This window comes from Bacillus luti (genome assembly GCF_001884105.1).
Classification (GTDB): domain Bacteria; phylum Bacillota; class Bacilli; order Bacillales; family Bacillaceae_G; genus Bacillus_A; species Bacillus_A luti.
On record NZ_MACI01000018.1, the window covers coordinates 72,568 to 96,891 of the forward strand.

At 35.8% G+C, this 24,324-nt stretch carries 22 protein-coding genes and 1 pseudogene; 19 read left to right on the forward strand and 4 right to left on the reverse strand.

Translation table 11 applies throughout. The features are described 5' to 3' along the window. Positions 1-4 precede the first annotated feature (4 nt). The 7 genes from rbsK (at position 5) to inhA2 (ending at position 8,229) form a co-directional block, all read left to right on the forward strand. Positions 5-901, forward strand: a complete 897-nt coding sequence (gene rbsK, locus BAQ48_RS05155) for a ribokinase (RefSeq protein WP_071710250.1) — start codon at positions 5-7, stop codon at positions 899-901. Continuing rightward, entirely contained in the window at positions 898-1,293 is a 396-nt protein-coding gene (gene rbsD / locus BAQ48_RS05160) for a D-ribose pyranase (RefSeq protein ID WP_000716160.1), read from the forward strand. The genes rbsK and rbsD overlap by 4 nt, the downstream gene beginning before the upstream one ends. A gap of 18 nt (positions 1,294-1,311) precedes the next feature. Further along, positions 1,312-2,796: a ribose ABC transporter ATP-binding protein RbsA gene (rbsA, locus tag BAQ48_RS05165; RefSeq protein WP_071710252.1), complete on the forward strand. Its 1,485-nt coding sequence runs from the start codon at positions 1,312-1,314 to the stop codon at positions 2,794-2,796. A 3-nt stretch (positions 2,797-2,799) separates the two neighbouring features. Then, the gene (locus tag BAQ48_RS05170; RefSeq protein ID WP_071710254.1) at positions 2,800-3,735 is read left to right on the forward strand and encodes an ABC transporter permease subunit; all 936 of its coding nucleotides are present in this window, start codon (positions 2,800-2,802) and stop codon (positions 3,733-3,735) included. A gap of 14 nt (positions 3,736-3,749) precedes the next feature. Continuing rightward, positions 3,750-4,676 (forward strand): ribose ABC transporter substrate-binding protein RbsB, encoded by a 927-nt coding sequence (gene rbsB / locus BAQ48_RS05175; protein WP_071710256.1) that lies wholly within the window; start codon positions 3,750-3,752, stop codon positions 4,674-4,676. A 34-nt stretch (positions 4,677-4,710) separates the two neighbouring features. Further along, entirely contained in the window at positions 4,711-5,358 is a 648-nt protein-coding gene (fsa, locus tag BAQ48_RS05180; RefSeq protein WP_000667666.1) for a fructose-6-phosphate aldolase, read from the forward strand. A gap of 471 nt (positions 5,359-5,829) precedes the next feature. Then, the gene (inhA2, locus tag BAQ48_RS05190; protein WP_071710260.1) at positions 5,830-8,229 is read left to right on the forward strand and encodes a M6 family metalloprotease immune inhibitor InhA2; all 2,400 of its coding nucleotides are present in this window, start codon (positions 5,830-5,832) and stop codon (positions 8,227-8,229) included. Positions 8,230-8,511: 282 nt separating this feature from the next. On the opposite strand, the gene BAQ48_RS05195 is transcribed toward inhA2, so the two are convergent. Continuing rightward, positions 8,512-9,684, reverse strand: coding sequence for an MFS transporter (locus BAQ48_RS05195; RefSeq protein ID WP_071710262.1), 1,173 nt, complete (start codon positions 9,682-9,684; stop codon positions 8,512-8,514). A gap of 225 nt (positions 9,685-9,909) precedes the next feature. Between BAQ48_RS05195 and bdhA the strand changes: the two genes are divergently transcribed. The 6 genes from bdhA to BAQ48_RS05225 all read left to right on the forward strand — a co-directional run bounded on the left by bdhA (position 9,910) and on the right by BAQ48_RS05225 (position 16,215). Continuing rightward, a complete protein-coding gene (bdhA, locus tag BAQ48_RS05200) occupies positions 9,910-10,962 on the forward strand; it encodes a (R,R)-butanediol dehydrogenase (protein ID WP_000645832.1) in 1,053 nt (350 codons plus the stop codon). A 118-nt stretch (positions 10,963-11,080) separates the two neighbouring features. Continuing rightward, entirely contained in the window at positions 11,081-11,425 is a 345-nt protein-coding gene (locus BAQ48_RS05205) for a potassium channel family protein (RefSeq protein ID WP_000948242.1), read from the forward strand. A gap of 275 nt (positions 11,426-11,700) precedes the next feature. Beyond that, on the forward strand, positions 11,701-12,552 hold the full coding sequence (gene cerA, locus BAQ48_RS05210) for a phospholipase CerA (RefSeq protein WP_071710264.1): 852 nt from the start codon (positions 11,701-11,703) through the stop codon (positions 12,550-12,552). A 77-nt stretch (positions 12,553-12,629) separates the two neighbouring features. Continuing rightward, a complete protein-coding gene (gene sph / locus BAQ48_RS05215) occupies positions 12,630-13,631 on the forward strand; it encodes a sphingomyelin phosphodiesterase (RefSeq protein WP_071710266.1) in 1,002 nt (333 codons plus the stop codon). A 110-nt stretch (positions 13,632-13,741) separates the two neighbouring features. Beyond that, on the forward strand, positions 13,742-14,914 hold the full coding sequence (locus tag BAQ48_RS05220; protein ID WP_071710268.1) for an amino acid deaminase/aldolase: 1,173 nt from the start codon (positions 13,742-13,744) through the stop codon (positions 14,912-14,914). Next, positions 14,902-16,215, forward strand: a complete 1,314-nt coding sequence (locus tag BAQ48_RS05225; protein WP_071710270.1) for a D-arabinono-1,4-lactone oxidase — start codon at positions 14,902-14,904, stop codon at positions 16,213-16,215. The genes BAQ48_RS05220 and BAQ48_RS05225 overlap by 13 nt, the downstream gene beginning before the upstream one ends. Positions 16,216-16,222: 7 nt before the next feature. On the opposite strand, the gene BAQ48_RS05230 is transcribed toward BAQ48_RS05225, so the two are convergent. After that, positions 16,223-17,374: a VanZ family protein gene (locus BAQ48_RS05230; protein WP_071710272.1), complete on the reverse strand. Its 1,152-nt coding sequence runs from the start codon at positions 17,372-17,374 to the stop codon at positions 16,223-16,225. Between the two features lie 172 nt (positions 17,375-17,546). Between BAQ48_RS05230 and BAQ48_RS05235 the strand changes: the two genes are divergently transcribed. Next, the gene (locus tag BAQ48_RS05235; protein ID WP_001199183.1) at positions 17,547-17,750 is read left to right on the forward strand and encodes a hypothetical protein; all 204 of its coding nucleotides are present in this window, start codon (positions 17,547-17,549) and stop codon (positions 17,748-17,750) included. A 246-nt stretch (positions 17,751-17,996) separates the two neighbouring features. Here the strand turns inward: BAQ48_RS05235 and BAQ48_RS05240 are convergent, their stop codons facing one another. Together BAQ48_RS05240 and BAQ48_RS28535 are read right to left on the reverse strand one after the other, a co-directional pair. Beyond that, on the reverse strand, positions 17,997-18,809 hold the full coding sequence (locus BAQ48_RS05240) for an undecaprenyl-diphosphate phosphatase (protein ID WP_071710274.1): 813 nt from the start codon (positions 18,807-18,809) through the stop codon (positions 17,997-17,999). A gap of 284 nt (positions 18,810-19,093) precedes the next feature. Beyond that, positions 19,094-19,627: pseudogene (locus tag BAQ48_RS28535) on the reverse strand (methyl-accepting chemotaxis protein); the annotation flags it as partial. Between the two features lie 632 nt (positions 19,628-20,259). Here BAQ48_RS28535 and BAQ48_RS05250 point away from each other — a divergent pair. The 5 genes from BAQ48_RS05250 to BAQ48_RS05270 all read left to right on the forward strand — a co-directional run bounded on the left by BAQ48_RS05250 (position 20,260) and on the right by BAQ48_RS05270 (position 24,323). Continuing rightward, positions 20,260-21,534, forward strand: coding sequence for a 3D domain-containing protein (locus tag BAQ48_RS05250; protein ID WP_071710277.1), 1,275 nt, complete (start codon positions 20,260-20,262; stop codon positions 21,532-21,534). Positions 21,535-21,646: 112 nt separating this feature from the next. Beyond that, complete coding sequence (locus BAQ48_RS05255) at positions 21,647-21,865, forward strand: helix-turn-helix transcriptional regulator (RefSeq protein WP_071710279.1); 219 nt, start codon at positions 21,647-21,649, stop codon at positions 21,863-21,865. Then, positions 21,858-22,331, forward strand: coding sequence for a DUF2178 domain-containing protein (locus BAQ48_RS05260; protein ID WP_001079696.1), 474 nt, complete (start codon positions 21,858-21,860; stop codon positions 22,329-22,331). The genes BAQ48_RS05255 and BAQ48_RS05260 overlap by 8 nt, the downstream gene beginning before the upstream one ends. 116 nt (positions 22,332-22,447) lie before the next feature. Further along, entirely contained in the window at positions 22,448-23,080 is a 633-nt protein-coding gene (locus tag BAQ48_RS05265) for a class A sortase (RefSeq protein ID WP_001041716.1), read from the forward strand. 139 nt (positions 23,081-23,219) lie between these two features. Beyond that, entirely contained in the window at positions 23,220-24,323 is a 1,104-nt protein-coding gene (locus tag BAQ48_RS05270) for a YHYH domain-containing protein (RefSeq protein ID WP_071710281.1), read from the forward strand. Position 24,324 lies beyond the last annotated feature (1 nt).

Here is a 24,324-nt window from a genome sequence, read left to right on the forward strand (position 1 = left end):
ACAGATGCCGAATATTGCAGTAGTAGGTAGCATTTCAATGGACTTAGTGGCTGTTTCAAAAAAAAGACCAAAAGCAGGAGAAACAGTAATTGGTGAAGCATTTCATACAATCCCAGGAGGAAAAGGGGCGAACCAAGCAGTTGCGGCAGCAAGATTAGGCGCAAATGTAGCGATGGTTGGCGCGGTAGGAAACGATAATTATGGAACTGTCGTTAGGAAAAATTTAGAGAACGAACGCGTTTTTATCGACTATGTGGTACCGGTTACAGATACGGCGACAGGAATTGCTCATATCGTTTTAGCAGAAGAGGATAACAGTATTGTTGTTGTGCAAGGAGCGAATGCTCTTGTAAATGAGTCGGTTGTAGATCGTTCTAAAGATCTTCTTATAAAAGCAGATATGGTTGTTCTTCAACTAGAGATTCCACTTGAAACAGTAAAATATGTATTGGCTATTTGTGAGGAGCATAATATTCCAGTTATGTTAAATCCAGCGCCAGCGCAAGTATTATCAGAAGATATTTTAGAAAAGGCAACTTATATTACACCAAATGAACATGAGTGTCGCATCGTATTAGATGATTTCACATCACCAATTGAAGATTTATTAGCTAAATATCCAAATAAACTATTGATGACAGAAGGTTCTAACGGTGTACGCTTCCATAATGGTACGGGGATTGTACATGTTCCGAGCATTGCTGTTGATGTAGTAGATACGACTGGAGCTGGTGATACATTTAATGGTGCGCTAGCAGTTGCGCTTTCTGAAGGAGAAACACTTCAAAAAGCAATTCGTTTTGCAAATATTGCTGGTGGTCTTTCTGTAACGAAGCTTGGGGCGCAAGGTGGTATGCCAACGAGAAATAAAGTACGTGAAGTACAGGTGATTGTCGGATGAAAAAGCACGGTGTATTAAACAGTGAGATTGCATCAGTCCTTGCTTCACTTGGGCATACAGATACAATTGTGATCGCAGACTGCGGGTTACCGATTCCTGACGGAGTAAAGCGAATTGATTTAGCCGTTGAGATTGGAAAACCAAGTTTTTTAGATGTATTGCAAGTGGTAGCTGATGATATGGCAATTGAAAAAGTGACGTTAGCAGAAGAAGTCATTAACAATAATGCGGAAGTAAATAAAGAAATCGAGTTGAAATTAATAGAGCCAGCATTTGAATATGTATCTCATGAACAATTTAAAGAGCATACAAAGAAAGCGAAGGCGATTATTCGTACAGGCGAGGCTACGCCTTATGCCAATGTAATTTTACATGCAGGCGTGATTTTTTAATAAAGGGAAGTGATGAGAATGCATATTGAAATGAAAAACATTTCAAAGGCGTTCAATGGCAATCCTGTTTTGAAGAAGGCACAGTTTATGATTGAAACAGGGGAAGTCCACGCATTGATGGGGGAAAATGGAGCGGGTAAATCAACGCTCATGAAGATTTTAACAGGTGTATACAAAAGAGATGGTGGAACAATCACGATCGATGGGCAAGAACGAACTTTTAAAAATGCAAAAGAAGCTGAAGAGTACGGAATCGCATTTATACATCAAGAACTAAACATATTACCGAATTTAACAGTAGCTGAAAATATGTTTCTCGGTAAAGAGTTAATGTACGGTAAAACAGGCATTTTACGCACTCGCCAAATGAATGCAATTACTCAGCAGCAACTAGCGGAGTTAGGATTACATGTAAAAGGTGCTATGTTAGCAGGAGAGCTGTCGGTTGGACAACAGCAAATTATTGAAATTGCGAAAGCTTTAATGACGAACGCGAGCGTTATTATTATGGACGAACCTACTGCAGCACTGACAGATCGTGAAATTGAAACGCTCTTTACAGTGATAAACAAGCTGCGTAAAGAAGGTGTTTCATTCGTCTACATTTCGCACCGCATGGAAGAGATTTTCTCAATATGTGATGCCATTACGATTTTACGTGATGGAGAATACGTAGGAAAGAGGTTAATTCCAGAAACGTCATTTGACGAAGTAGTGAGTATGATGGTGGGGCGCAGCATTGGTGAACGCTACCCAGAACGAAATAGTCAAATTGGCGAAGTGATTTTTGAAATGCGTAATGGAACGAAAAAGGGGAAATTTGAAAATGTTTCGTTTCAAGTAAGAAAAGGTGAGATCCTTGGTGTAGCTGGTTTGATGGGAGCTGGCCGCACAGATATTATGAAAGCGATATTTGGATATGAACCGTTAGATTCTGGGCAAATTTTTATAAATGGACAAGAAGTAAAGATTGATAGTCCGATAGATGCAATTAGACAAAGAATTGCTTTCATTACAGAAGATAGAAAGTCTGAAGGATTAGTGTTAGATTTCTCAATTCGAGAAAATTTAGCGTTACCGAATTTAGAAAGTCTTTCAAAGGGAAGTGTCCTTAGTAACGAACTAGAACAGCAGTTTACAGAGGATATGATGAAGCTTCTTAATGTGAAAGCATCTAGCGGAGAGCAAGCAGTGAAATCTCTTTCTGGTGGAAATCAGCAAAAGATTGTAATCGCGAAATGGTTAGGTATTCATCCGCAACTACTCATTTTAGACGAGCCAACGAGAGGTGTCGATGTTGGAGCGAAAAAAGAAATTTACTCTATTATGAATAAGCTTACCGAGCAAGGCGATGCCGTTATTATGGTATCATCTGAGCTTCCAGAAGTTTTAGGAATGAGTGATCGCGTTCTTGTCATTCATGAAGGGAAAATCGGAGGTATTTTAGAGAAAGATGAGGCATCACAAGAGTCTATTATGGCACTAGCTACAGGGGGAGAGTAAGATATGGCTAAGAAGGGGAATGTATTACAACAACTTGGTTCTTTAATCGGTTTAGTGTTAATTATCGTAGTAATTACAGCTTTAAATCCGACATTTATTGAAATTCCAAATTTATTTAATATACTGCGCCAAGTATCGATTAATGCACTCATTGCATTCGGAATGACCTTTGTAATTTTAACAGGGGGTATTGACTTATCGGTAGGTTCTATTTTAGCATTATCAAGTGCACTTGTTGCTGGAATGATGGCAAGTGGCATGGATCCGTTTCTTGCAATGGCAGTTGGATTATTAGCAGGTCTTGTAATGGGAATTGTAAACGGTATCATCATTGCGAAGGGAAAGGTAGCTCCATTTATTGCAACTTTAGCAACAATGACTATTTTTCGTGGGTTGACGCTTGTTTATATGGACGGACGTCCGATCACTGGTCTTGGTGATCATTTAATGTTCCAAATGTTTGGCCGCGGTTATTTTCTTGGTATTCCCGTACCAGCTGTTACAATGATGATCGCTTTCGCAGTACTGTACTTCATTTTGAAGAAAACGACATTTGGTCGTCGTACATTTGCAATTGGTGGAAATGAAGAAGCAGCAGCATTATCAGGTATTAATGTTACGAGAATTAAAGTAATGATTTACGGTCTTTCCGGGATTTTGGCAGCGCTTGCAGGTATTGTCTTAACATCACGACTAGATTCTGCACAGCCGACTGCGGGTACTTCTTACGAATTAGATGCAATTGCAGCAGTTGTATTAGGAGGGACAAGTCTTTCTGGAGGAAGAGGATGGATTGTTGGTACATTTATCGGTGTACTTATTATCGGTGTACTAAATAACGGTTTAAATTTATTAGGTGTATCTTCTTTCTTCCAACAAGTTGTAAAAGGACTTGTAATCTTACTAGCTGTATTAATTGATCGTCGAAAAGAAGCGTAATGGAGGGGCAGTTCATGAAGAAATGGTTACTTATACTCGTTGCATGTATTATGGTCATTACTGCTGGTTGTTCAATGGAACCGCCAGAATGGGCAAAGGATTCTAGCGATAAAGGTCGAAATAAAACTATTAAAGTTGGATTCTCGGTTTCAACTTTAAATAATCCCTTTTTCGTAACTTTGAAAAAGGGTGCAGAAAAGAAAGCGAAAGAAAGCGGCATTGAATTGATTGCTGTTGATGCGCAAAATGATGCAGCAAAGCAAACAAATGATGTTGAAGATTTAATTCAAAAAGGTGTCGATGTAGTTGTTATTAATCCAACCGATTCAGATGCTGTTGCTTCAGCAGTCAGTGCGGCAAATGCCGCGAATGTTCCTGTCATTACAGTAGATCGCGTTGCGAATGCAGGTAAAGTTGTTTCTCACATCGCTTCTAACAATATCGAAGGTGGTCAAATGGCTAGTGATTATATTCGTGAATTAGTTGGCGAGGGAGCAAACGTTGCGGAGTTAGAAGGGCTCCCTGGCTCTTCAGCAGCTCGTGAGCGCGGGAAAGGATTCCATAACGTAGCTGATAAGTCTTTAAAAGTAGTTGCCAAACAAGCGGCTGATTTTGATAGAGCAAAAGGATTATCTGTTATGGAAAACATTTTGCAAGCAAATGGTGATATTAAAGCCGTATTTGCGCATAACGATGAAATGGCATTAGGAGCACTTGAAGCATTGAAATCTGCTGGAAAAACGGATGTAGTAGTTGTTGGATTTGATGCAACAGAAGATGCTGTGAAGGCGGTTAAGGATGGGCGTATGGCTGCAACAGTTGCTCAAAAACCGGAATTAATCGGGGAGAAGGCGATGCAAACAGCAAAAGAGATAACGCAAGGTAAAAAAGTGGACAAATCTATTCCGATTGAATTAGAGCTTATTAAGAAAAACAAATAAATATAAATTGAAAATTAGGAAGGAAGAATAACAAATGAAATTTTTTATTGATACAGCAAACATTAACGAAATTAAAGAGGCAAATGCATTAGGCGTAGTAGCTGGAGTAACGACAAACCCATCACTTGTAGCAAAAGAAGGCGTAGATTTCCATGAGCGTATTCGTGAAATTTGCAGCTTTATAGAAGGACCTGTAAGCGCAGAAGTAATTAGCTTAGAAGCTGATAAAATGATTGAAGAAGGAAAAGAATTAGCGAAGATTGCTCCAAACGTTGTTGTAAAAGTACCAATGACAACTGAAGGTTTAAAAGCAGTAAAAGCATTCTCTGACTTAGGAATTCGTACAAACGTTACATTAGTATTCTCAGCAGTTCAAGCATTACTTGCAGCTCGTGCTGGTGCGACATACGTTTCACCATTCTTAGGTCGCTTAGATGATATCGGTCATAACGGTATGGACTTAATCCGCCAAATCGCAGAAATCTTTGCAATTCACGGAATCGAAACAGAAATCATCGCAGCATCTGTACGTCACAGCGTTCACGTAACTGACGCAGCATTAAATGGTGCACATATTGCAACAATCCCAGCAAACGTAATTGCTTCATTAGTGAAGCACCCATTAACAGATCAAGGAATTGAGAAATTCTTAGCTGATTGGGAAAAAACACAAGAGAAATAATAGAAAATCAAGAATCCTAGTTTAATTGACTAGGATTCTTTTTTTGTATTTTAAAAGAATTTTCATGCAATTTTGCATATTGTCTTTTAAATTTGTTATATAAACTATTTAATATATACAAATCACTCTTTATTTTTTATATTTTGATATAAAGTGAAACTTTAATTAGTGGGGGGCTTTGTTCATCCACCGACTAATTATTAGCCTTTACCAATCGGGCTTTTACGAGCAGTTATCTCCCACCTAACTTCCTCGCATTCACCGAATTTTGAGGTGGGAGTCTTACTGCCCGTTAAAGCGGGATAAACAGATAGAGGGTCTGACCAGAAAACTGGAGGGCATGATTCTATAACAGAAAGTTTAACGTTTATAGAATTATGCCTTTTTATATAGGGAGGTAGTAAACAGGGATTTCGACAAAAATGCAACTATTTATCTGAATTTTAAGTTTTATAAAAGGAGAGAAATGGAATGAGAAGAAAAGCGCCATTTAAAGTGTTATCGTCATTAGCAATTGCGGCAATTATCGGATGCACATCTGTAATGAGTGCTCCATTAGCATACGCAGAAACGCCAGCAAAAGAGAAAGATAATGTGTCTACAACACCAATTGATTACAATTTAATTCAAGAAGATCGTTTAGCGGAAGCTCTGAAAGAAAGAGGAACAATTAATCCAGCATCTTCTAAAGAAGAGACGAAAAAGGCTGTAGAGAAATATATTGAAAAGAAACAAGGGGATCAGGCAAATAAAGAAATTCTTCCAGCTGATACTGCTAAAGAGGCATCTGATTTCGTGAAAAAAGTAAAAGAGAAAAAAATGGAAGAAAAGGAAAAGGTAAAGAAACCTGAAAAAAATGTTAGCCCTGAGCAAAGGCCAGAACCAAATAAAAAACAATTGAATGGGCAAGTTCCAACATCTAAGGCAAAGCAAGCTCCATATAAGGGATCTGTTCGAACTGATAAAGTACTAGTGTTACTCGTTGAATTTAGTGATTATAAACATAATAATATTGATCAAACACCAGGTTATATGTATTCGAAAGACTTTAGTAGAGAGCATTATCAAAAGATGTTATTTGGTAATGAACCATACACATTATTTGACGGTTCGAAAGTAAAAACATTTAAGCAATATTACGAAGAGCAGTCTGGCGGTAGTTATACGACAGATGGATATGTAACTGAGTGGCTAACTGTTCCAGGGAAAGCATCTGACTACGGTGCTGATGGTAACAGTGGTCATGATAACAAAGGTCCAAAAGGTGCACGTGATTTAGTGAAAGAAGCTTTACATGCAGCTGCTGAGAAAGGGTTAGATTTATCTCAATTTGATCAATTCGATAGATATGATACAAATGGTGATGGAAATCAAAATGAGCCTGACGGTGTAATTGATCATTTAATGGTAATCCATGCTGGTGTTGGTCAAGAGGCAGGTGGCGGAAAATTAGGTGATGATGCAATCTGGTCACACCGTTCAAAATTAGCGGTAGATCCAGTAGCGATTGAAGGTACAAAATCAAATGTAGATTACTTTGGTGGAAAAGTAACAGCGCATGATTACACAATTGAACCAGAAGATGGAGCAGTAGGTGTATTTGCGCATGAATTTGGACATGACCTTGGCTTACCGGATGAATATGACACGAAATATACTGGAACTGGTTCACCTGTCGAAGCTTGGTCATTAATGAGCGGAGGTAGTTGGACAGGGAAAATTGCAGGAACAGAGCCAACTAGTTTTTCGCCACAAAATAAAGACTTCTTGCAAAAAAATATGGGTGGAAACTGGGCAAAAATTTTAGAAGTAGATTACGATAAAATTAAGCGTGGTGTAGGCGTTCCTACATATATTGATCAAAGTGTTACGAAATCTAATCGTCCAGGCGTTGTACGTGTTAACTTACCAGGTAAGAGTGTAGAAACGATTAAACCGGAATTTGGAAAGCATGCATATTATAGTACAAGAGGCGATGATATGCATACAACGTTAGAAACACCGTTCCTTGATTTAACAAAAGGAACAAATGCAAAATTTGATTATAAAGCAAATTATGAGTTAGAAGCAGAGTGTGATTTTGTCGAAGTGCATGCAGTAACAGAAGATGGAACGAAAACATTGATTGATAGATTAGGAGAAAAGATAGTACAAGATGATAAAGATACAACAGATGGAAAGTGGATTGATAAATCATACGATTTAAGTCAATTTAAAGGAAAGAAAGTGAAACTGCAATTTGACTATATTACCGATCCAGCTTTAACATATAAAGGTTTCGCAATGGATGATGTAAATGTAACAGTTGATGGACAAGTAGTATTTTCTGATGATGTAGAAGGACCGTCTAAAATGAAGTTAAATGGATTCGTTGTTTCTGATGGGACAGAGAAAAAACCTCATTATTATTATTTAGAATGGAGAAACTATGCGGGATCAGATAATGGATTAAAAGCAGGAAAAGGTCCAGTGTATAATACAGGTCTTGTCGTTTGGTATGCAGATGATAGTTTTAAAGATAACTGGGTTGGGGTGCATCCAGGTGAAGGCTTCCTTGGGGTTGTCGACTCTCATCCAGAAGCGTTTGTTGGTAATTTAAATGGGAAACCAGCATACGGTAATACAGGCATGCAAATTGCGGACGCTGCATTTTCATTTGATCAAACGCCAGCATGGAGTGCAAATTCGTTAACACGCGGACAGTTTAATTATTCTGGATTACAAGGTGTGACAACTTTTGATGATTCAAAAGTATACAGTAATAAACAAATTGCTGATGCGGGAAGAAAAGTTCCAAACCTTGGACTTAAATTCCAAGTTGTTGGACAAGCAGAGGATAAATCAGCAGGCGCTGTATGGATTAAACGTTAATAACATAAAAGCACAATCTTCATATGAAGATTGTGCTTTTTAATTTGTACAGTAAGTTATTATCTTAGTTTATGAAATACAAGTGTTTGTTCACATGTAGTCTATCAAATTATGTGGGGAAAAGAAATATTTCCGAGGAAATTGTCGAAGTATCGTCGGTATTTATTTAGTTTCTTTTTTAAAGGAAGAAGGTAGTATTGATTTTATACATAAGCTTATTTACAGTATTACTTAGTTATACACAAAAGTAATATATTAGGCGAAAAAAAGACAATGATGGAATTAGCCTATCATTGTCTTTTTTACTTTGCCTTTGTCTTTTATTTTGCTTCGGACATAAATCATTCCAGCAAATGTTACTAAGAATGCACTTCCGATAACGAAGCTAGCGCTAGGTGATGCTCCAATTGCTCCGACTGTAAAGGAGCCAGCAACAACTCCTAATGAGAAGAAAGCATAAAACAATCCGAATGCTTTTCCGCGTTTATCATCTGTCGTATTTTCAACGAGTAATGCATTTATCGATGGGAAAAGGATAGCGAATCCAATACCGTAAATCATCATAACGATAAAGAGCATACCTTTTGTTGTGAATAATCCGAGTAAAGATAGTGCTAATGCCATAACGGCAATACCAATCAACATTAGTTTTGAACGATTAAATCGATCGTAAATACGATTTGTTGGTAGTAAGAAGAAGAGGATAGCGGTAATGCCAAATACACTTAACATCATACCTGTAGTAGACGCTTTAAGCGCTAATGCCTCAACTTTTACTGGTAACATATATGTGACAATTCCTTGTGAAAACATTAATGTGAAAGCACCGATGTATGCTTGCAATAACGGCTCTGATTTTAACAGTTCAATCATATCTTCTTTGTTCATCATTTGCGTTCTTGATGTATCTTTTCTTGATACGTTATTTGGTAAGAAGAATAGAGATACGATTGTACCAAGGACCATTAAAATAGAAATGGTAATGAATACCCACTCTATACCAGCAGTAGCTTTCATAATACCACTGAAAGCAGGGCCTACAATTGCAGCTGTTCCAACAGCAGCGCCAGATAGAGCCATTGCCTTACCTTGTCTTGCTGAATTTGTTTGTTTTGATAAAAACGTAAAGGCAGCAGGAATTAAAAATCCGTCACTAAAGCCGTGCATAAAGCGCACAACTAATAGTTGTTCACCACTTTGAACAACGGTGTATAACAAGACTATGAAACTCGTAAGTCCCATGCTTATATAAAGTATTTTTTTTGCACCAAATTTATCGACAGCAGCGCCAGCAATAATATTACCAATCATATTAGCGAATGAGTACATACCGACAACTAGCCCAATAATAAGAGGAGATCCTCCAAGACTTTGAGCGAACGTACTCATAATAGGTAATTGTGAAAATGTATCTAGAAACGCTACGATAACAATAAAGTAAATAAAATATTTCAAGCGATATTCACCTCTCCTATGCTATTATGGCATAATGCTAATTTCAACCGCAATGAAATTGAATTAACAGATGTGGAAAAAAGTACAAAGTGACAAAATATTGAACATTATTTGTTAAAATTTAGTGGAAATGAGATTGTTTTTTTGAAATATATGGATAGAAGTATTATAATAGATTTGTAAACTTCACCAGGTTAAGTATATACATAGAGAGGGATGTATAAAATGAAAGCATTACTTTGGCATAATCAACGTGATGTACGAGTAGAAGAAGTACCAGAACCAACTGTAAGACCAGGAGCAGTTAAGATCAAAGTTAAATGGTGTGGTATCTGCGGGACAGACCTGCATGAATATTTAGCAGGACCTATTTTTATTCCAACAGAAGAGCACCCATTAACACATGTAAAAGCACCAGTTATTTTAGGTCATGAGTTTAGCGGTGAGGTAGTTGAAATCGGTGAAGGCGTTACTTCTCATAAAGTGGGAGATCGCGTCGTTGTAGAACCAATTTATTCTTGTGGTAAATGTGAAGCTTGTAAACATGGACATTACAATGTTTGTGAACAACTTGTTTTCCATGGTCTTGGCGGAGATGGCGGCGGTTTCTCTGAATATACAGTAGTACCAGAAGATATGGTTCACCATATTCCTGATGAAATGACGTATGAACAAGGTGCACTTGTAGAACCAGCAGCAGTAGCAGTTCATGCAGTGCGTCAAAGTAAATTAAAAGAAGGGGAAGCAGTAGCAGTATTTGGTTGTGGTCCAATTGGACTTCTTGTTATTCAAGCAGCTAAAGCAGCGGGAGCAACTCCTGTTATTGCAGTTGAACTTTCTAAAGAACGTCAAGAGTTAGCAAAATTAGCAGGTGCGGATTATGTATTAAATCCAGCTACTCAAGATGTACTAGCAGAAATTCGTAACTTAACAAATGGTTTAGGTGTAAATGTGAGCTTTGAAGTAACAGGTGTTGAAGTAGTACTTCGTCAAGCAATTGAAAGTACAAGCTTCGAAGGACAAACTGTAATTGTTAGTGTATGGGAAAAAGATGCAACAATTACTCCGAATAACCTTGTATTAAAAGAAAAAGAGGTTATCGGTATTCTTGGATACCGCCATATCTTCCCAGCTGTTATTAAATTAATTAGCTCTGGCCAAATTCAAGCAGAGAAATTAATTACGAAAAAAATCACAGTGGATCAAGTTGTTGAAGAAGGATTTGAAGCACTTGTAAAAGATAAAACACAAGTGAAAATTCTTGTTTCACCTAAATAGTAGAGAATAGTAAAAAGTAGCTCTTTTCTAGAAATAGAAGAGGGCTACTTTTTTTCTATACAGAAAGGTGATAGACTTTCCTTTAACTAAAGGTATTTTGTTTGGAAGGGGAAGTTTAATGCTTTCATTTATGTTGACATTGAAACGGATGTTAAAAGCTTGTTTACGAGCGTGGAAAGATAAAGAATTTCAAGTGTTATTCGTATTAACAATTCTAACTTTAATATCTGGTACGATCTTTTATAGCACAGTGGAGGGATTACGTCCTCTTGATGCTTTATATTTTAGCGTCGTGACCCTTACTACTGTTGGGGATGGAAATTTCAGTCCTCAAACTGACTTTGGAAAGATATTTACGATATTATACATATTTATCGGGATCGGATTAGTTTTTGGATTTATTCATAAGTTGGCAGTTAACGTGCAATTGCCAAGTATACTATCGAAGAGAAAAAAAGAGTAAAGCATTAATTGCTTTACTCTTTTTTTACATTATTTTAGACAAGTATTTGCAGTAGCTTAATAATACTTTATTACAATGTAAGTGCATTCATTCATTCATTCATTCATTGCGTTCACTATGTATAAAGGTATAATGATATGAACATTTGCATATTTTGATTAAATGATAGAAGTTCGGTGAAAGGTGGGATATTCTAATTATAGGTTAACTGAAAGACGTCGTAGGATCCTAACAAAATATTTACAATAACTTAATTATAAAATGGAGGATTTCATATGAAAAAGAAAGTTCTTGCTTTAGCAGCTGCGATTACGTTAGTAGCACCATTACAAAATGTAGCTTTTGCACATGAAAAGAATGAAGGAAATGTACCAATTATTACTCAGTATTGGTCTGCGGAAGATACACACTCAGAAGGTGTAAATTCTCATTTATGGATTGTAAACCGTGCTATTGATATTATGTCTCGTAATACAACTCTTGTAAGGCAAGATGAAGTAGCGCTATTAAATGCATGGCGTACAGATTTAGAGAAAGGTATTTATGCTGCTGATTATGAAAATCCTTATTATGATAATAGTACATTTACTTCTCATTTCTATGATCCTGATACTGGGAAAACATATGTTGGACTTGCAAAACAGGCGAAAGAAACAGGAAATAAATATTTTAAATTAGCTGGTGAGTCTTACAAAAATAAAGATATGAAACAAGCATTCTTCTATTTAGGACTATCTCTTCATTATTTAGGAGATGTAAATCAGCCAATGCATGCGGCAAACTTTACGAATCTTTCGTATCCACAAGGGTTCCATTCTAAATATGAAAACTTTGTAGATACAATTAAAGATAATTATAAAGTAACGGACGGAAATGGATATTGGAATTGGAAAGGTATGAATCCAGAAGAATGGATTCATGGAGCGGCAGTAGCTGCGAAGCAAGATTACTCTGGTATTGTAAATAGTAATACGAAAAGTTGGTTTGTGAAAGCGGCTGTATCACAAAGTTATGCGGATAAATGGCGTGCTGAAGTTACACCAACGACTGGTAAGCGATTAATGGAAGCACAACGTGTAACTGCTGGATATATTCAGCTTTGGTTTGATACGTACGGAAATCGTTAAGTCTTTGAAGAAGGTCAAATGTCAAAATAGAGCATTTGGCCTTTTTATTACTATACAACACATGGGGGATATGAAATATGAAAAGCAGATTACTAAAAGGTGTACTTAGCTTTGGCATTGGCTTAGGAGCTTTATATAGCGGATCTCCTGCTCAAGCGGATGTATCCATAAATGAAAATAATACATTAAAGGTAATGACGCATAATGTGTACATGCTATCAACAAACTTATATCCGAACTGGGGACAAAGCCAGCGTGCTGATTTAATTGGGGCAGCGGATTATATAAAGAATCAAGATGTTGTTATATTAAATGAAGTGTTTGATAATAGTGCTTCAAATCGCTTATTAGGAAACTTGAAGAAAGAATATCCGAATCAAACAGCGGTACTAGGTCGTAGTAACGGAAATGAATGGGATAAAACGTTAGGGAACTATTCATCTTCAACTCCTGAAGATGGGGGCGTTGCAATCGTGAGTAAATGGCCGATCGTTGAAAAGATTCAATATGTATTTACAAAAGGATGCGGGCCAGATAATTTGTCAAATAAAGGATTTGTATACACGAAAATCAAGAAAGATGATCGTTTCGTTCATGTAATTGGGACGCATTTGCAGGCTGAAGATAGTATGTGTGGAAAAACTTCACCGGCATCTGTACGTACAAACCAGTTAAAAGAAATTCAAGGTTTTATTAAAAATAAAAATATACCAAATAACGAGTATGTTTTAATTGGTGGTGATATGAACGTAAATAAAATAAATGCAGAGAATAAGAGTGATTCAGAGTATGCATCTATGTTTAAAATATTGAACGCTTCTGTACCATCTTATACTGGACATACAGCAACTTGGGATGCAACGACAAATAGCATTGCGAAATACAATTATCCCGATAGCCCTGCGGAACATTTGGACTACATCATGACAAGTAAAGAACATGCAACTCCATCATATGTAGAGAATAAAGTATTACAAGTGAAATCGCCAAAGTGGTCTGTTACATCATGGTTCAAAAAATATACGTATGATGATTATTCGGATCATTATCCAGTAGAGGCGATTATTTCTATGAAGTAGTCCTGAAAAAAGTTTCTTCTTAATATGAAGAAACTTTTTTATTTTGTAAGAGGAAATTCAAACTTTCTTTCCAATATGTATAAGACATATGTAGAAGAGGAGAGAAGAATGTGGATAGAGGAATTTTTAAGGAAGTTCCATTACCGTGTGCATTTTTAGATGAAGTGGCTTTAGAGGAAAATATTCAATCGATTACAGAGTTAAGTGGAAATAAGAATATTCGTATAGCGAGTAAATCATTACGCTCCGTTCCGATTATGAAAAAGATTTTAGCTGCAAATAATCGGTTTCAAGGTATTATGTGCTTTTCACCTAGAGAAGCTTTATTTTTAATTGAACAAGGATTTAATGATGTATTGCTAGGGTATCCTGCTTATGATGAAAGAGCTTTACATGAAATTAGTCTGCTGACGAAGCAAGGGCTCGTTATAACTTGTATGGTAGATTGTGAAGAGCATATTGTTTATTTAGAAAAAATTGCGAAGAAGTCTCAAGGCTGTTTTCGTGTTTGTTTGGATATTGATATGAGTAGTCGTTTTTTTCAATTTCATTTTGGTGTAAAAAGATCTCCGGTAAAAGATGTACAGGGCGCTTTGAAAATAGTAAAAAAGGTGAAGGATTCATTATATTTAATACTAGATGGTGTAATGGGATATGAAGCTCAAATTGCCGGGGTGGGGGATCATATACCGAATCAATGGATGAAAAGTAAAGCGATTTCGTATTTAAAGAAGAAATCGGTGTTAGAAGTTAAAGAAAGAAGAGGACATATCGTAAAAGAAATACAAAACCTAGGTATTGATCTAAGATTTGTAAATGGAGGAGGCACAGGAAGTATAAAAACAACTGAGAAAGATAATTCAGTTACAGAGATTACGGTAGGCTCTGCTTTTTATTCGCCGAAACTGTTTGATTACTATAAAGAAGTGAAATTTCAGCCAGCTGTCGGATTTGCTTTACCAGTTGTGCGTAAACCAGACCTGTCTATTTATACTTGCCTCGGTGGTGGGTACATTGCTTCAGGGGCAGTTGGAAAAGATAAAGAGCCTGAGGTTTGGAGACCGAATGGTGCAAAACTATTACCTTTAGAAGGTGCCGGTGAGGTACAAACACCAATTTTTTATAACGGTGAGGAACGAGTAGATATAGGTGATTCCATCTTGTTTCGCCATAGTAAAGCTGGAGAGTTATGTGAGCGGTTTCCTTTTTTATATCGTGTTAAAAAAGGAGAAATCGTTGGGGAGTATTCAACATATCGGGGGGATGGTCAATGCTTTCTATAAAGGGACAAAAATGGAGAAATTGGACAGGGAATGTAGAAGGAACGCCGCATTATACGATGTACCCAGAAAGTATACAAGATGTAGTAGAAGTTGTGGGGCTTGCACGAAAAAAAGGAAAGAAAATTCGTGTCGTCGGTTCCGGACACTCGTTTACACCTCTTGTGCAAACGGAAGAAATTTTAGTTTCGTTAGATGAACTGAAAGGGATTATGGATGTTGATATAGAGAATATGACAGTCGAAGTATGGGCAGGAACAAAACTACATGATTTAGGGAAGTTACTTGAAGAGAAAGGTTATGCGCAAGAAAATTTAGGAGATATTGATTCACAATCTATTGCAGGAGCGATTAGTACGGGAACTCATGGGACGGGTGTTACTTTTGGGAGTTTATCGACACAAGTTATGGAGATTACGGCAGTTTTATCTACAGGAGAGAGTATAGTGTGTTCAGAAACCGAAAACATCGAATATTGGAAAGCATTTCAGTTGTCGCTTGGGATGCTAGGTATAATTGTGAAGATAAAATTGAAGGTTATTCCAGCGTATTCGCTCGTTTATGAAAGTGAAAAACAGTCATTATCTACTGTAATGAACAAGCTAGAAGAATATAAGAAGAATCGTCACTTTGAATTTTTTGTCTTTCCTTATTCAGAGGAGGTACAAGTGAAGTTTACAAATGAAACAATGAGTAAAGAAAGTGATTTGAAATGGCATAAACTAAAGGTGGAGTTACTGGAAAATAGGATGTTCTCTTTATTATCTAAAGGCTGTAAATGGTTCCCTTCCATAAGTAAAAGGGTAAGTCGATTATCAGCTAAGGCTGTACCAAACACAAAAATAATTGGACCAAGCTATGAAGTGTTCGCTACATCACGTACGGTTCCATTTTATGAAATGGAGTATAGTGTCCCATCGAAGTATATGAGGGATGCTGTAGAGGAGATTTCAAAACTTATTGAAAAGAAAAAGTATAAGGTGCATTTTCCAATTGAATGTCGCTATGTGAAAGGTGATGATATATGGCTGAGTCCAGCGCACGGAAGAGATTCAGCTTATATCGCTGTTCATATGTATAAAGGTATGAAATATGCAGCTTATTTTGGTGAAGTGGAAAAGATCTTTCTGAAATATGAAGGGCGCCCGCATTGGGGGAAAATGCATACTTTATCGTATGAGCAATTACAACATATATATCCAGAATTTCATTCGTTTTTACATGTGAGGAAGTCGCTAGATGAAATGGGAATGTTTTTAAATCCTTACGCAGAAAAGTTATTTATGAGTATGAAAAAAAGCTGACAAATAATTATTTGTCAGCTTTTTTTAGTATAATTGCATGCCTTGTTTGACTAATGCGCTCATAAAATAGTAACTTATCACGGCTAAATACATGTAATAAAACATGGATAATAAATAGGCCGTTAATGACGAATTGGAACAATACTATAACTAGTAATACTAAAGGTTCTGTAAGATTTAAGATAGAGCTACTAGAAAGAATATAATTGATTCCACCTAAAATGAAATAGAATATACCGTAACGGATGAATAATTCCTTCATTGTAATGCGATCTGACTTTCCTTTCACATAAATGCGAAGCAATGCTTTTCCAATTGTTTTTCCATTCGTAAAGTATGGAATGATAATAAAGTAAATAAAGATCGAACACGTAATGAAAATGAGTTCGTACATATTGGTGTAAGATTGAATATTAGAAAGGAAGATAGAATTTCCTTTGTTTTTAATTACAGGTACAACGATAGATAAGAAAATCCAATCAATTTGCATCGCAATCAGGCGACGAACGAATCCAACTGGTTTCGTTTCTAAATCAATATGACTATCTAATTCGCTCGCTTTCGGAAGGAAGTACGTAAATATCGGTGCAATGATAAAACCAATTACGCCACCTAGTGTGTTTAAAAACAAATCATCGATATCAAATAAGCGATAGGCACAATTATAAATACCATATAGCCCAGTCACTTGTGTTAGTTCGAAAAATAGTGAAAAACAAAAAGAAATGCAAATGGTTTGTAATAAACTACGTCGGAAATAATAACGTAAGTAAATACCGAATGGAACGGTTAATAGAACATTAAATGCAACTTGTAAAAATGCAGATTCTTTTAATAAGTAGAAATAAGTAGCTGGTTTCGTTAAAATTGCCGATGTATGATTGCTAATCTCTTGTATGAAATAAAATGGTGAGAGTTGCATGTGCTGTGTATTAGCCGGTTGTAGGCTACAAGTATCGTACGTTTGTGGTAATGGCAAAATAACAAGAAAATAGGCATTTAATAAGTAGAGTAATAATGAGTATAAAATAAATGAGCGCCATTTATTTAAATAACCGTATTTTCGATAATTAAATATTAAAAAAGGGATTAAGAGAAACATTGCTAAAATAGGAAATAAAATAAAAGCTGTTTTTACTGGAAATAAATATGCAGTCAAAATGAAGTCTCCTTTCAATGAAATTTCGTTTATCATTATAGCGCTAAAAAGAATTTAAAACAAAATTATAATAGTTTAAAATAGAAAAAATTACAAACTTTAGAGGGATTAAGCTATACTAAGTTTAATATAAAGATATTATGATTATATAAATTGAGAGAGGGTATAAGAGATGCAATATGAGCTGTTTTCTGTAAGTGGGGGGCATATTACGACTTTTGAAAGTGCATGGCATTTTCAGGAGGGGGAACAGATTTTTGTTCATGACAATCAAATAAAACGAAACTTTATTATTATTCGCTTAACACATGATGTATTTCAACAAAATAAGCATGTTATTCGTTTGTATTGTCAAGAAAAGAAAGTTTATGCATAAGAAAGCCCTCTTATCTTATCCTATGACAAAGGTAAGAGGGGGCATACTAGATGAATTCTCTTATAATGATAGGTTTTATTTTAATCGGATTATACAAAAGCGAGTCGTTCTATATTAATAGAATGACTCGCTTCAAATTTGTAAGTTTATTTTATCCCGATATTTGCGGGCAGTAAGCCCCCTACCTCAATATTCAGCGAAAGCAAAGAAGTTAGGTGGACGGGGCTGCCCGTAAAAGCCGTCGCCTTACAAGAAAATAATAGTAAGTACACCTACGATAATACAATAGAAGGAGAAATATTTTAAATTTCCTTTTGCCATAATGTTCATAAACCATTTTAACGAAATATACGTCATAATAAATGTTGCGATGAATGCAACGACATATGGTACGAATAACGTGTCTAGATTTGGGTCGTTTGCAATGTCTGTAATACTTAGTAATAAACCACCTAAGCTAACTGGAATGTATAGTAAGAATGAGAAGCGAAGAGCAGTTTCTTGCTTCATACCAAGTAACATCGCTGCTACGATTGTGGCACCAGATCGGCTTATCCCAGGGATTAGTGCGCAAGCCTGTGCTAATCCGACGATGATTGCATCTTTCATAGAAAGATCGCCATCATTTTTACGTCCACGCAAGTTTCTAATAATCCAAAGGCCGACAGCAGTAATGAGAAGGGAAATCCCAACCATTCTCACACCTTTTAAGTACTGATCGATGTAATCTTTAAATAAAACACCAATAACACCTGCTGGAATCGTGGCAATTACAAGGTAAATAATAAAGAAGAAATCTGATTTTGTATCTTCTGCTCTTGTAAATATATAAGATATACCATTCTTCGTTAGACGAATTAAATCATTTCTATAAATAAGTAATACAGCTAATAATGAAGCTGAATTAACAAGTAGTTCAAAGCTAAACCCTTCTATTTTTAGTCCTAGCAAATGTTGTGCTAAAACGAGGTGACCACTTGAAGAAATCGGAATTGGTTCTGTTAGTCCTTGGAACAAACCAAGAATTAAATATTTTAAAATGTAGTAAAATTGTTCCATAACATCCTCCTTGTTAATTAGTATAAAGAAACAACTTTTCCATTATAACAAAGATATGGATGAATATTGGGAAGAAAAAAATATTCGGAATATAGTAAAAATCCCCTATAGCGCTATAGGGGATTTTTATCCCGCTTTAATGGGCAGTAAGACCCCCACCTCAAAATTCAGCGAAAGCAAAGAATTTAGGTGGGGGATCAACTGCCCATAAAAGTCCGATTGGTTCAACTAATAATCAGTGGGGGATGAAGAAAACCCCCACTGATTAAAGTTTCACTTTATTATTAATGAGAAGCCGCTGTTTCTTGAAGACTTGTAGTCAATTGAACATCGATTTTTTCAGCGTCATGAATATGGCTCATAATAGTAGTATTTAATTTTTGGAACATTTGTTGTGTATGTGCAAATTCTCGTAATATATCGTCATTACAAGATTTTTGGTTTTCAATCGCTTGAATAACATTTGTAGCACCATTTTGTAACGTTTGAATCATGATTAAAATATTTTCGATTCTAGCGTTTGTATCGGCACTCATTTCGACACCCTCATCGACTAAATGTAAATTATCCTTTGTGTTTTCGTATGCTTTTTCAATTTCTTCTTGAATTTTTTTCGTTAAGTTGCCGATATTTTTTGTACTCTCTGCCGTACTTTCTGCTAGTTTTCTTACTTCATTGGCAACAACAGCGAAGCCTTTACCATGCTCTCCAGCACGTGCAGCTTCGATACTTGCATTTAACGCTAGTAGATTTGTTTGCGCTGCTATGTTTTGAATGACTTCTACAATTTGCTCAATTTCTTTTGAGCGTTCACTTAAATGATTCATGCTGTTAGATGTACGCTGAGATTGTTCACCTAATTTATTAATAACAATAAGTAAACGGTGAACAGATTCTTTTCCTTCATTAGAGCAGTCAATAATTTCTTCAATAGACTGAATTAAGCTATGTTCTTTTTGTAACATTTCACTGTTCAATTCATTGGAATGTGTTGTACGTGTTGAAACATTTTCAAAACATGAGTTTAATTGTTGAACTAAATTTTGAAGTGTATGGTGTTGGTTATTTACAAGTTGATGCTCTTGGACGACGCTTTGTACACGATCGTGGATAGTGGAAATTATTTCTCGTTTTTCAATATCTTTTTGTTTTAATTCTGTCTCTAGCTCATGTATACGATTTTCTAATTGTTCAATTTTATGTTGGAGTGTTTTCTTTTGAGTAAACATTTTATTTCATTCAACCGCCTTTGGAAGTTATATTTTCTCTATATTTGGATTTTAGCATCTTTTATAATTTATAAATATAGGAATTGTTAAATATTTAAGAATCTATTACATTTTATTCATAATTCCCTTTTTTTCGTCATGAAAAATAAACTGTATTTAATGGTATTGTAAACAAACTGTAAAATAAATCATGTATAACTGTATAAGAAGGGAGTCGGATTATGAACTATTTTAAGCGAATCAGTAGTCTAGTATTAGCAGGAATTATCGGTCTTTCTAGTACAGTCGCTGTAAAAGCAGAGTCAAACGACGAGAAACTTAACAACATGCAACAGCAATTGCAGCAAAACGATGCAGATATGCAGAAGAAAGAGCAAGAGAAGCAAGCTGTTAGTAAAGAAATTCAAGGTATCGAAAGCGAACTACATAATTTAAATAATACAATTGCAAAAAATAAAGAGGATCAAGCTGCTATTCAACGTAAAATCGATGAAACACATAAGCAGATTGAACAAAAAAAGGAAGAAATTGTCGTTTTAGAAGATAAAGTCCTTGCTCGTAAGGATATTATGAGAAAACGTATGATTTCTGTTCAAAACAGTTCAAATACAAGTTTAGTAGTAGAAGTTGTAGTAGAGTCAAAAAACTTTGCAGATTTCATACAACGTATGAATGCAGTTACTACTATTCTAGAAGCAGATAAAGAAATTTTACGTCTACAAGAACAAGATCTTCGTCAAATTGAAGAGGATAAGAAAACAATTGATGAAAAAGAAGCATCATTAGTAGTAGACAAGCAAAGATTAGCAAAAGCACAAGCTGAACTGCAAGATAACTTGAAAAAGCGTCAAGATAACTTACAAACGGTTCAAGCTAAATATAATCAGATTGCAAGCCAACTTAATTTAGCAGCAGAAGAAAAAGCTAAAATTGAGTCAAATATGAAGGCAGTGCAAGAAACAATTGCTCGTGAGCAAGAAGCAGCAAGAATTGCAGCAGAAGAGCGTGCAAAAGCAGAAGCAGCTGCAAAGGCTGAGCAAGAGGCCTTAGCGAAAGCGCAAGCAGAAATTGCAGAAAAGCAAAAGCGAGAAAAAGCTAATAAACCAGCTGAACCTGTTGCTAATAATAATTCGAAGGTAGAACCTGCACAACCTTCTAAACCAGCTGCTGGTGGAAAAGAACTTTATGTACATGCAACAGCTTATACAGCAGACCCAGCTGAAAATGGTTATGGACCAGGTCAACAAGTATATTCTGCATGGGGCCCAGGTGGTAAAGGTTATAATCTAACTGCAAACCCAGGAATGAAATTAATTGCGGTGGATCCATCTGTTATTCCATTAGGTTCTCGTGTATATGTTGAAGGATATGGAGAAGCAATTGCAGCAGATACTGGTGGCGCGATTAAAGGTCACAAAATCGATGTTTTAATGCCTGATAAAGCTTCATCTAGTAATTGGGGCAGAAAAAATGTTAAATTAACTATTTTAAATTAACACGTAATCCAACTTTACAATTTGTAAAGTTGGATTTTTTTGTGAGAATAATGTTAAGTTGAGTTTACATTTTGTTAAGGATGGCATACAATGGTGGTGAGAGGTGGTAAAATTGACCATTTTTAACAGAGTGAAAGAATTAAGAGCTCGTTTTAATTTTTCGCAAAGTGTATTAGCAGAAAAGGTTGGAGTAACGAGACAAACAATTGCTGCAATTGAAAAAGGAGATTACGTTCCTTCTTTGTTATTAGCACTTACGATTTGTGATGTGTTCGAGCTAAAGATGGAAGATGTATTTGTTTTAAATAAGGAGGGGGAAGAGGATGAATAGAATTGGTTTTTCTTATATCATAAATGTACTCTATACTGCGTTAGCATGCTGGACATTTGTTGAATTTTATAGTGTGATTACAGAATTAGCAGATATAATTAAAAACGAGAAATTTCCATTTGAAGTATGGTTTAATGGAGTACCATTTATTTTATTATTTATTGGAGCTATTATAGTTACAATTTTTTATAGAATTCAAAAGAAAAAATACAAGAATTTATCTTTTTGGATGTATCCATTATTATTTCCACTAGAAGATGAGCGTGAAAAAGCGATTACCGATAAAGCCTGTCGAACAACATTTGTATCATTATGGTTTGTATTACCTTGTGCAGTTGGATTTTTAACCTTTTCACCTATTATTAATGAATACCTTCCTGGATACCCGTTATATATTCTATTTTCTATTTTCTTTATTCAAATGACAGTTTTCCATATATCCCTATACAGAAATAAATTAGCTTAAAAAAAGCCTTCTTGCATTAGCAAGAAGGTTTCTTTTTAAGCTTACACTTGTACATACAGCAATATTATCTTATCATTTTATATAGAGTAAGATTTTGTAACGGAAAGGAATTGTATATGAATAAGCAAAGAATTTATAGTATAGTAGCGATCCTTCTATTTGTTGTAGGTGGTGTTTTAATCGGAAAGCCATTTTATGATGGATATCAGGCTGAAAAGAAACAGACTGAAAATGGACAGGCTGTTCAAAAGATGGATTATGAAAAGCATGAGACGGAATTTGTAGATGCTTCAAAAATTAATCAACCAGACTTGGCGGAAGTAGCGAATGCATCATTAGATAAGAAACAAGTGATTGGCCGTATTTCGATTCCAAGTGTTTCAGTAGAGCTCCCTGTTTTAAAATCTTCTACTGAGAAAAACCTATTATCAGGTGCAGCGACAGTAAAAGAAAATCAAGTAATGGGAAAAGGGAATTACGCACTAGCAGGACATAACATGTCTAAAAAAGGTGTTTTGTTTAGTGATATAGCCTCTTTGAAAAAGGGCGATAAAATTTATTTGTATGATAATGAAAATGAATATGAGTATGCAGTTACGGGTGTATCTGAAGTAACTCCTGATAAGTGGGAAGTTGTAGAGGATCATGGGAAAGATGAGATAACGCTTATTACATGTGTATCTGTGAAGGATAATTCTAAGCGTTATGTTGTTGCTGGTGATTTAGTAGGAACGAAGGCGAAGAAATAAAAAAGAAGGTCAACTCTTTAAAGAGTTGACCTTCTTTTTTACTAATCTTGAGAAATAATAGAATATTTTAGTTGGTATTTAAGTATTTTTCTATTTATGTATAATAAAGTTAGAATTCTAGATTTTGGGAGGAACAACAGTGAAACAACAGGTGAAGAAACTTCTTTTAACAACAAGTATAGCGTTATTGATAGCTCCAATTTCAGCTTATGCGCATCCAGGGCGTACAGATGCTAATGGTGGACATACGTGTCGTACAAATTGTGAGAAATGGGGATTACAGTACGGGGAATATCATTATCATAATAAACCAGCTTCTGGTAGTGGTGCAACGAGCCCAGCACCTAGCCAAAATAATAATGGCGCTGTAGAAGCTGAAAGACAAGCAGAAGCACAGCGCAATGCTGAGGTTGAAAAGCAACGTGCTGCCGAAGCACAGCGTAAAGCAGAGGAAGAGAGGCAGCGTAAAGCTGAAGAAGAGAGACAACGTGTAGCTGAGGAACAAAGAAAAGCAGAAGAGGCGCGTAAGCAAGAAGAAGCTAAGCGCCAAGCTGATATGGAAAAAGGTCAACTTGAAGGCCAAAAAAATGGAGAAACTGATTTTAAAGCTGGTAAAAATGCTGCAGAAGCACATGTAGCTGGAAAATCGGATACATATAAACAAGCATTTACAACTGCTTATGCTGCGGTATGGTCGTTAGAAGAACAGAAAAAAACGCATTTTGAAAAAGGGAAAGAGCAGGGGTTAGCACAAGAGGTAATGGACGATAGACAAGTTGCCCCAGAGTTTAAACCAAACTTTGAAGAGGGATTCAAAGTAGGAAATAAAGAAAGAACGGAAAAAATTGAAAAAGAGCAAGCGGAACTAGGGGAAAAGGCTGGTAAAGAGTTAGCAGAAAAGAATCCTGGGAATAGTGATAAAGATGCATACGTGAAAGCATATGAAACCGCGTATGAAAAAGGCTATAAGTCTACAAAAAAGGCAGTAGAAAAGGCTGGCTATAAGTATGCATTTGAAAACTATGATTTGAAAGTTCCTGCTAAGTATGAAAAGAATGAATCATTAAAGAAATGGTTTGTTGAAGGATTTAAATCAAATAAAAAGGCAACGGAAATTCGAGAAGAAGGATATAAAAAGGGAGATAGCTGGCTTTCATTCTTCTATAAAAATTTCGTGCCAAGTGAATATAAAGAACATAAAGAGCTGTATGAGCAAGCTATAGAAAAGGGTAAGAAAGAATAAA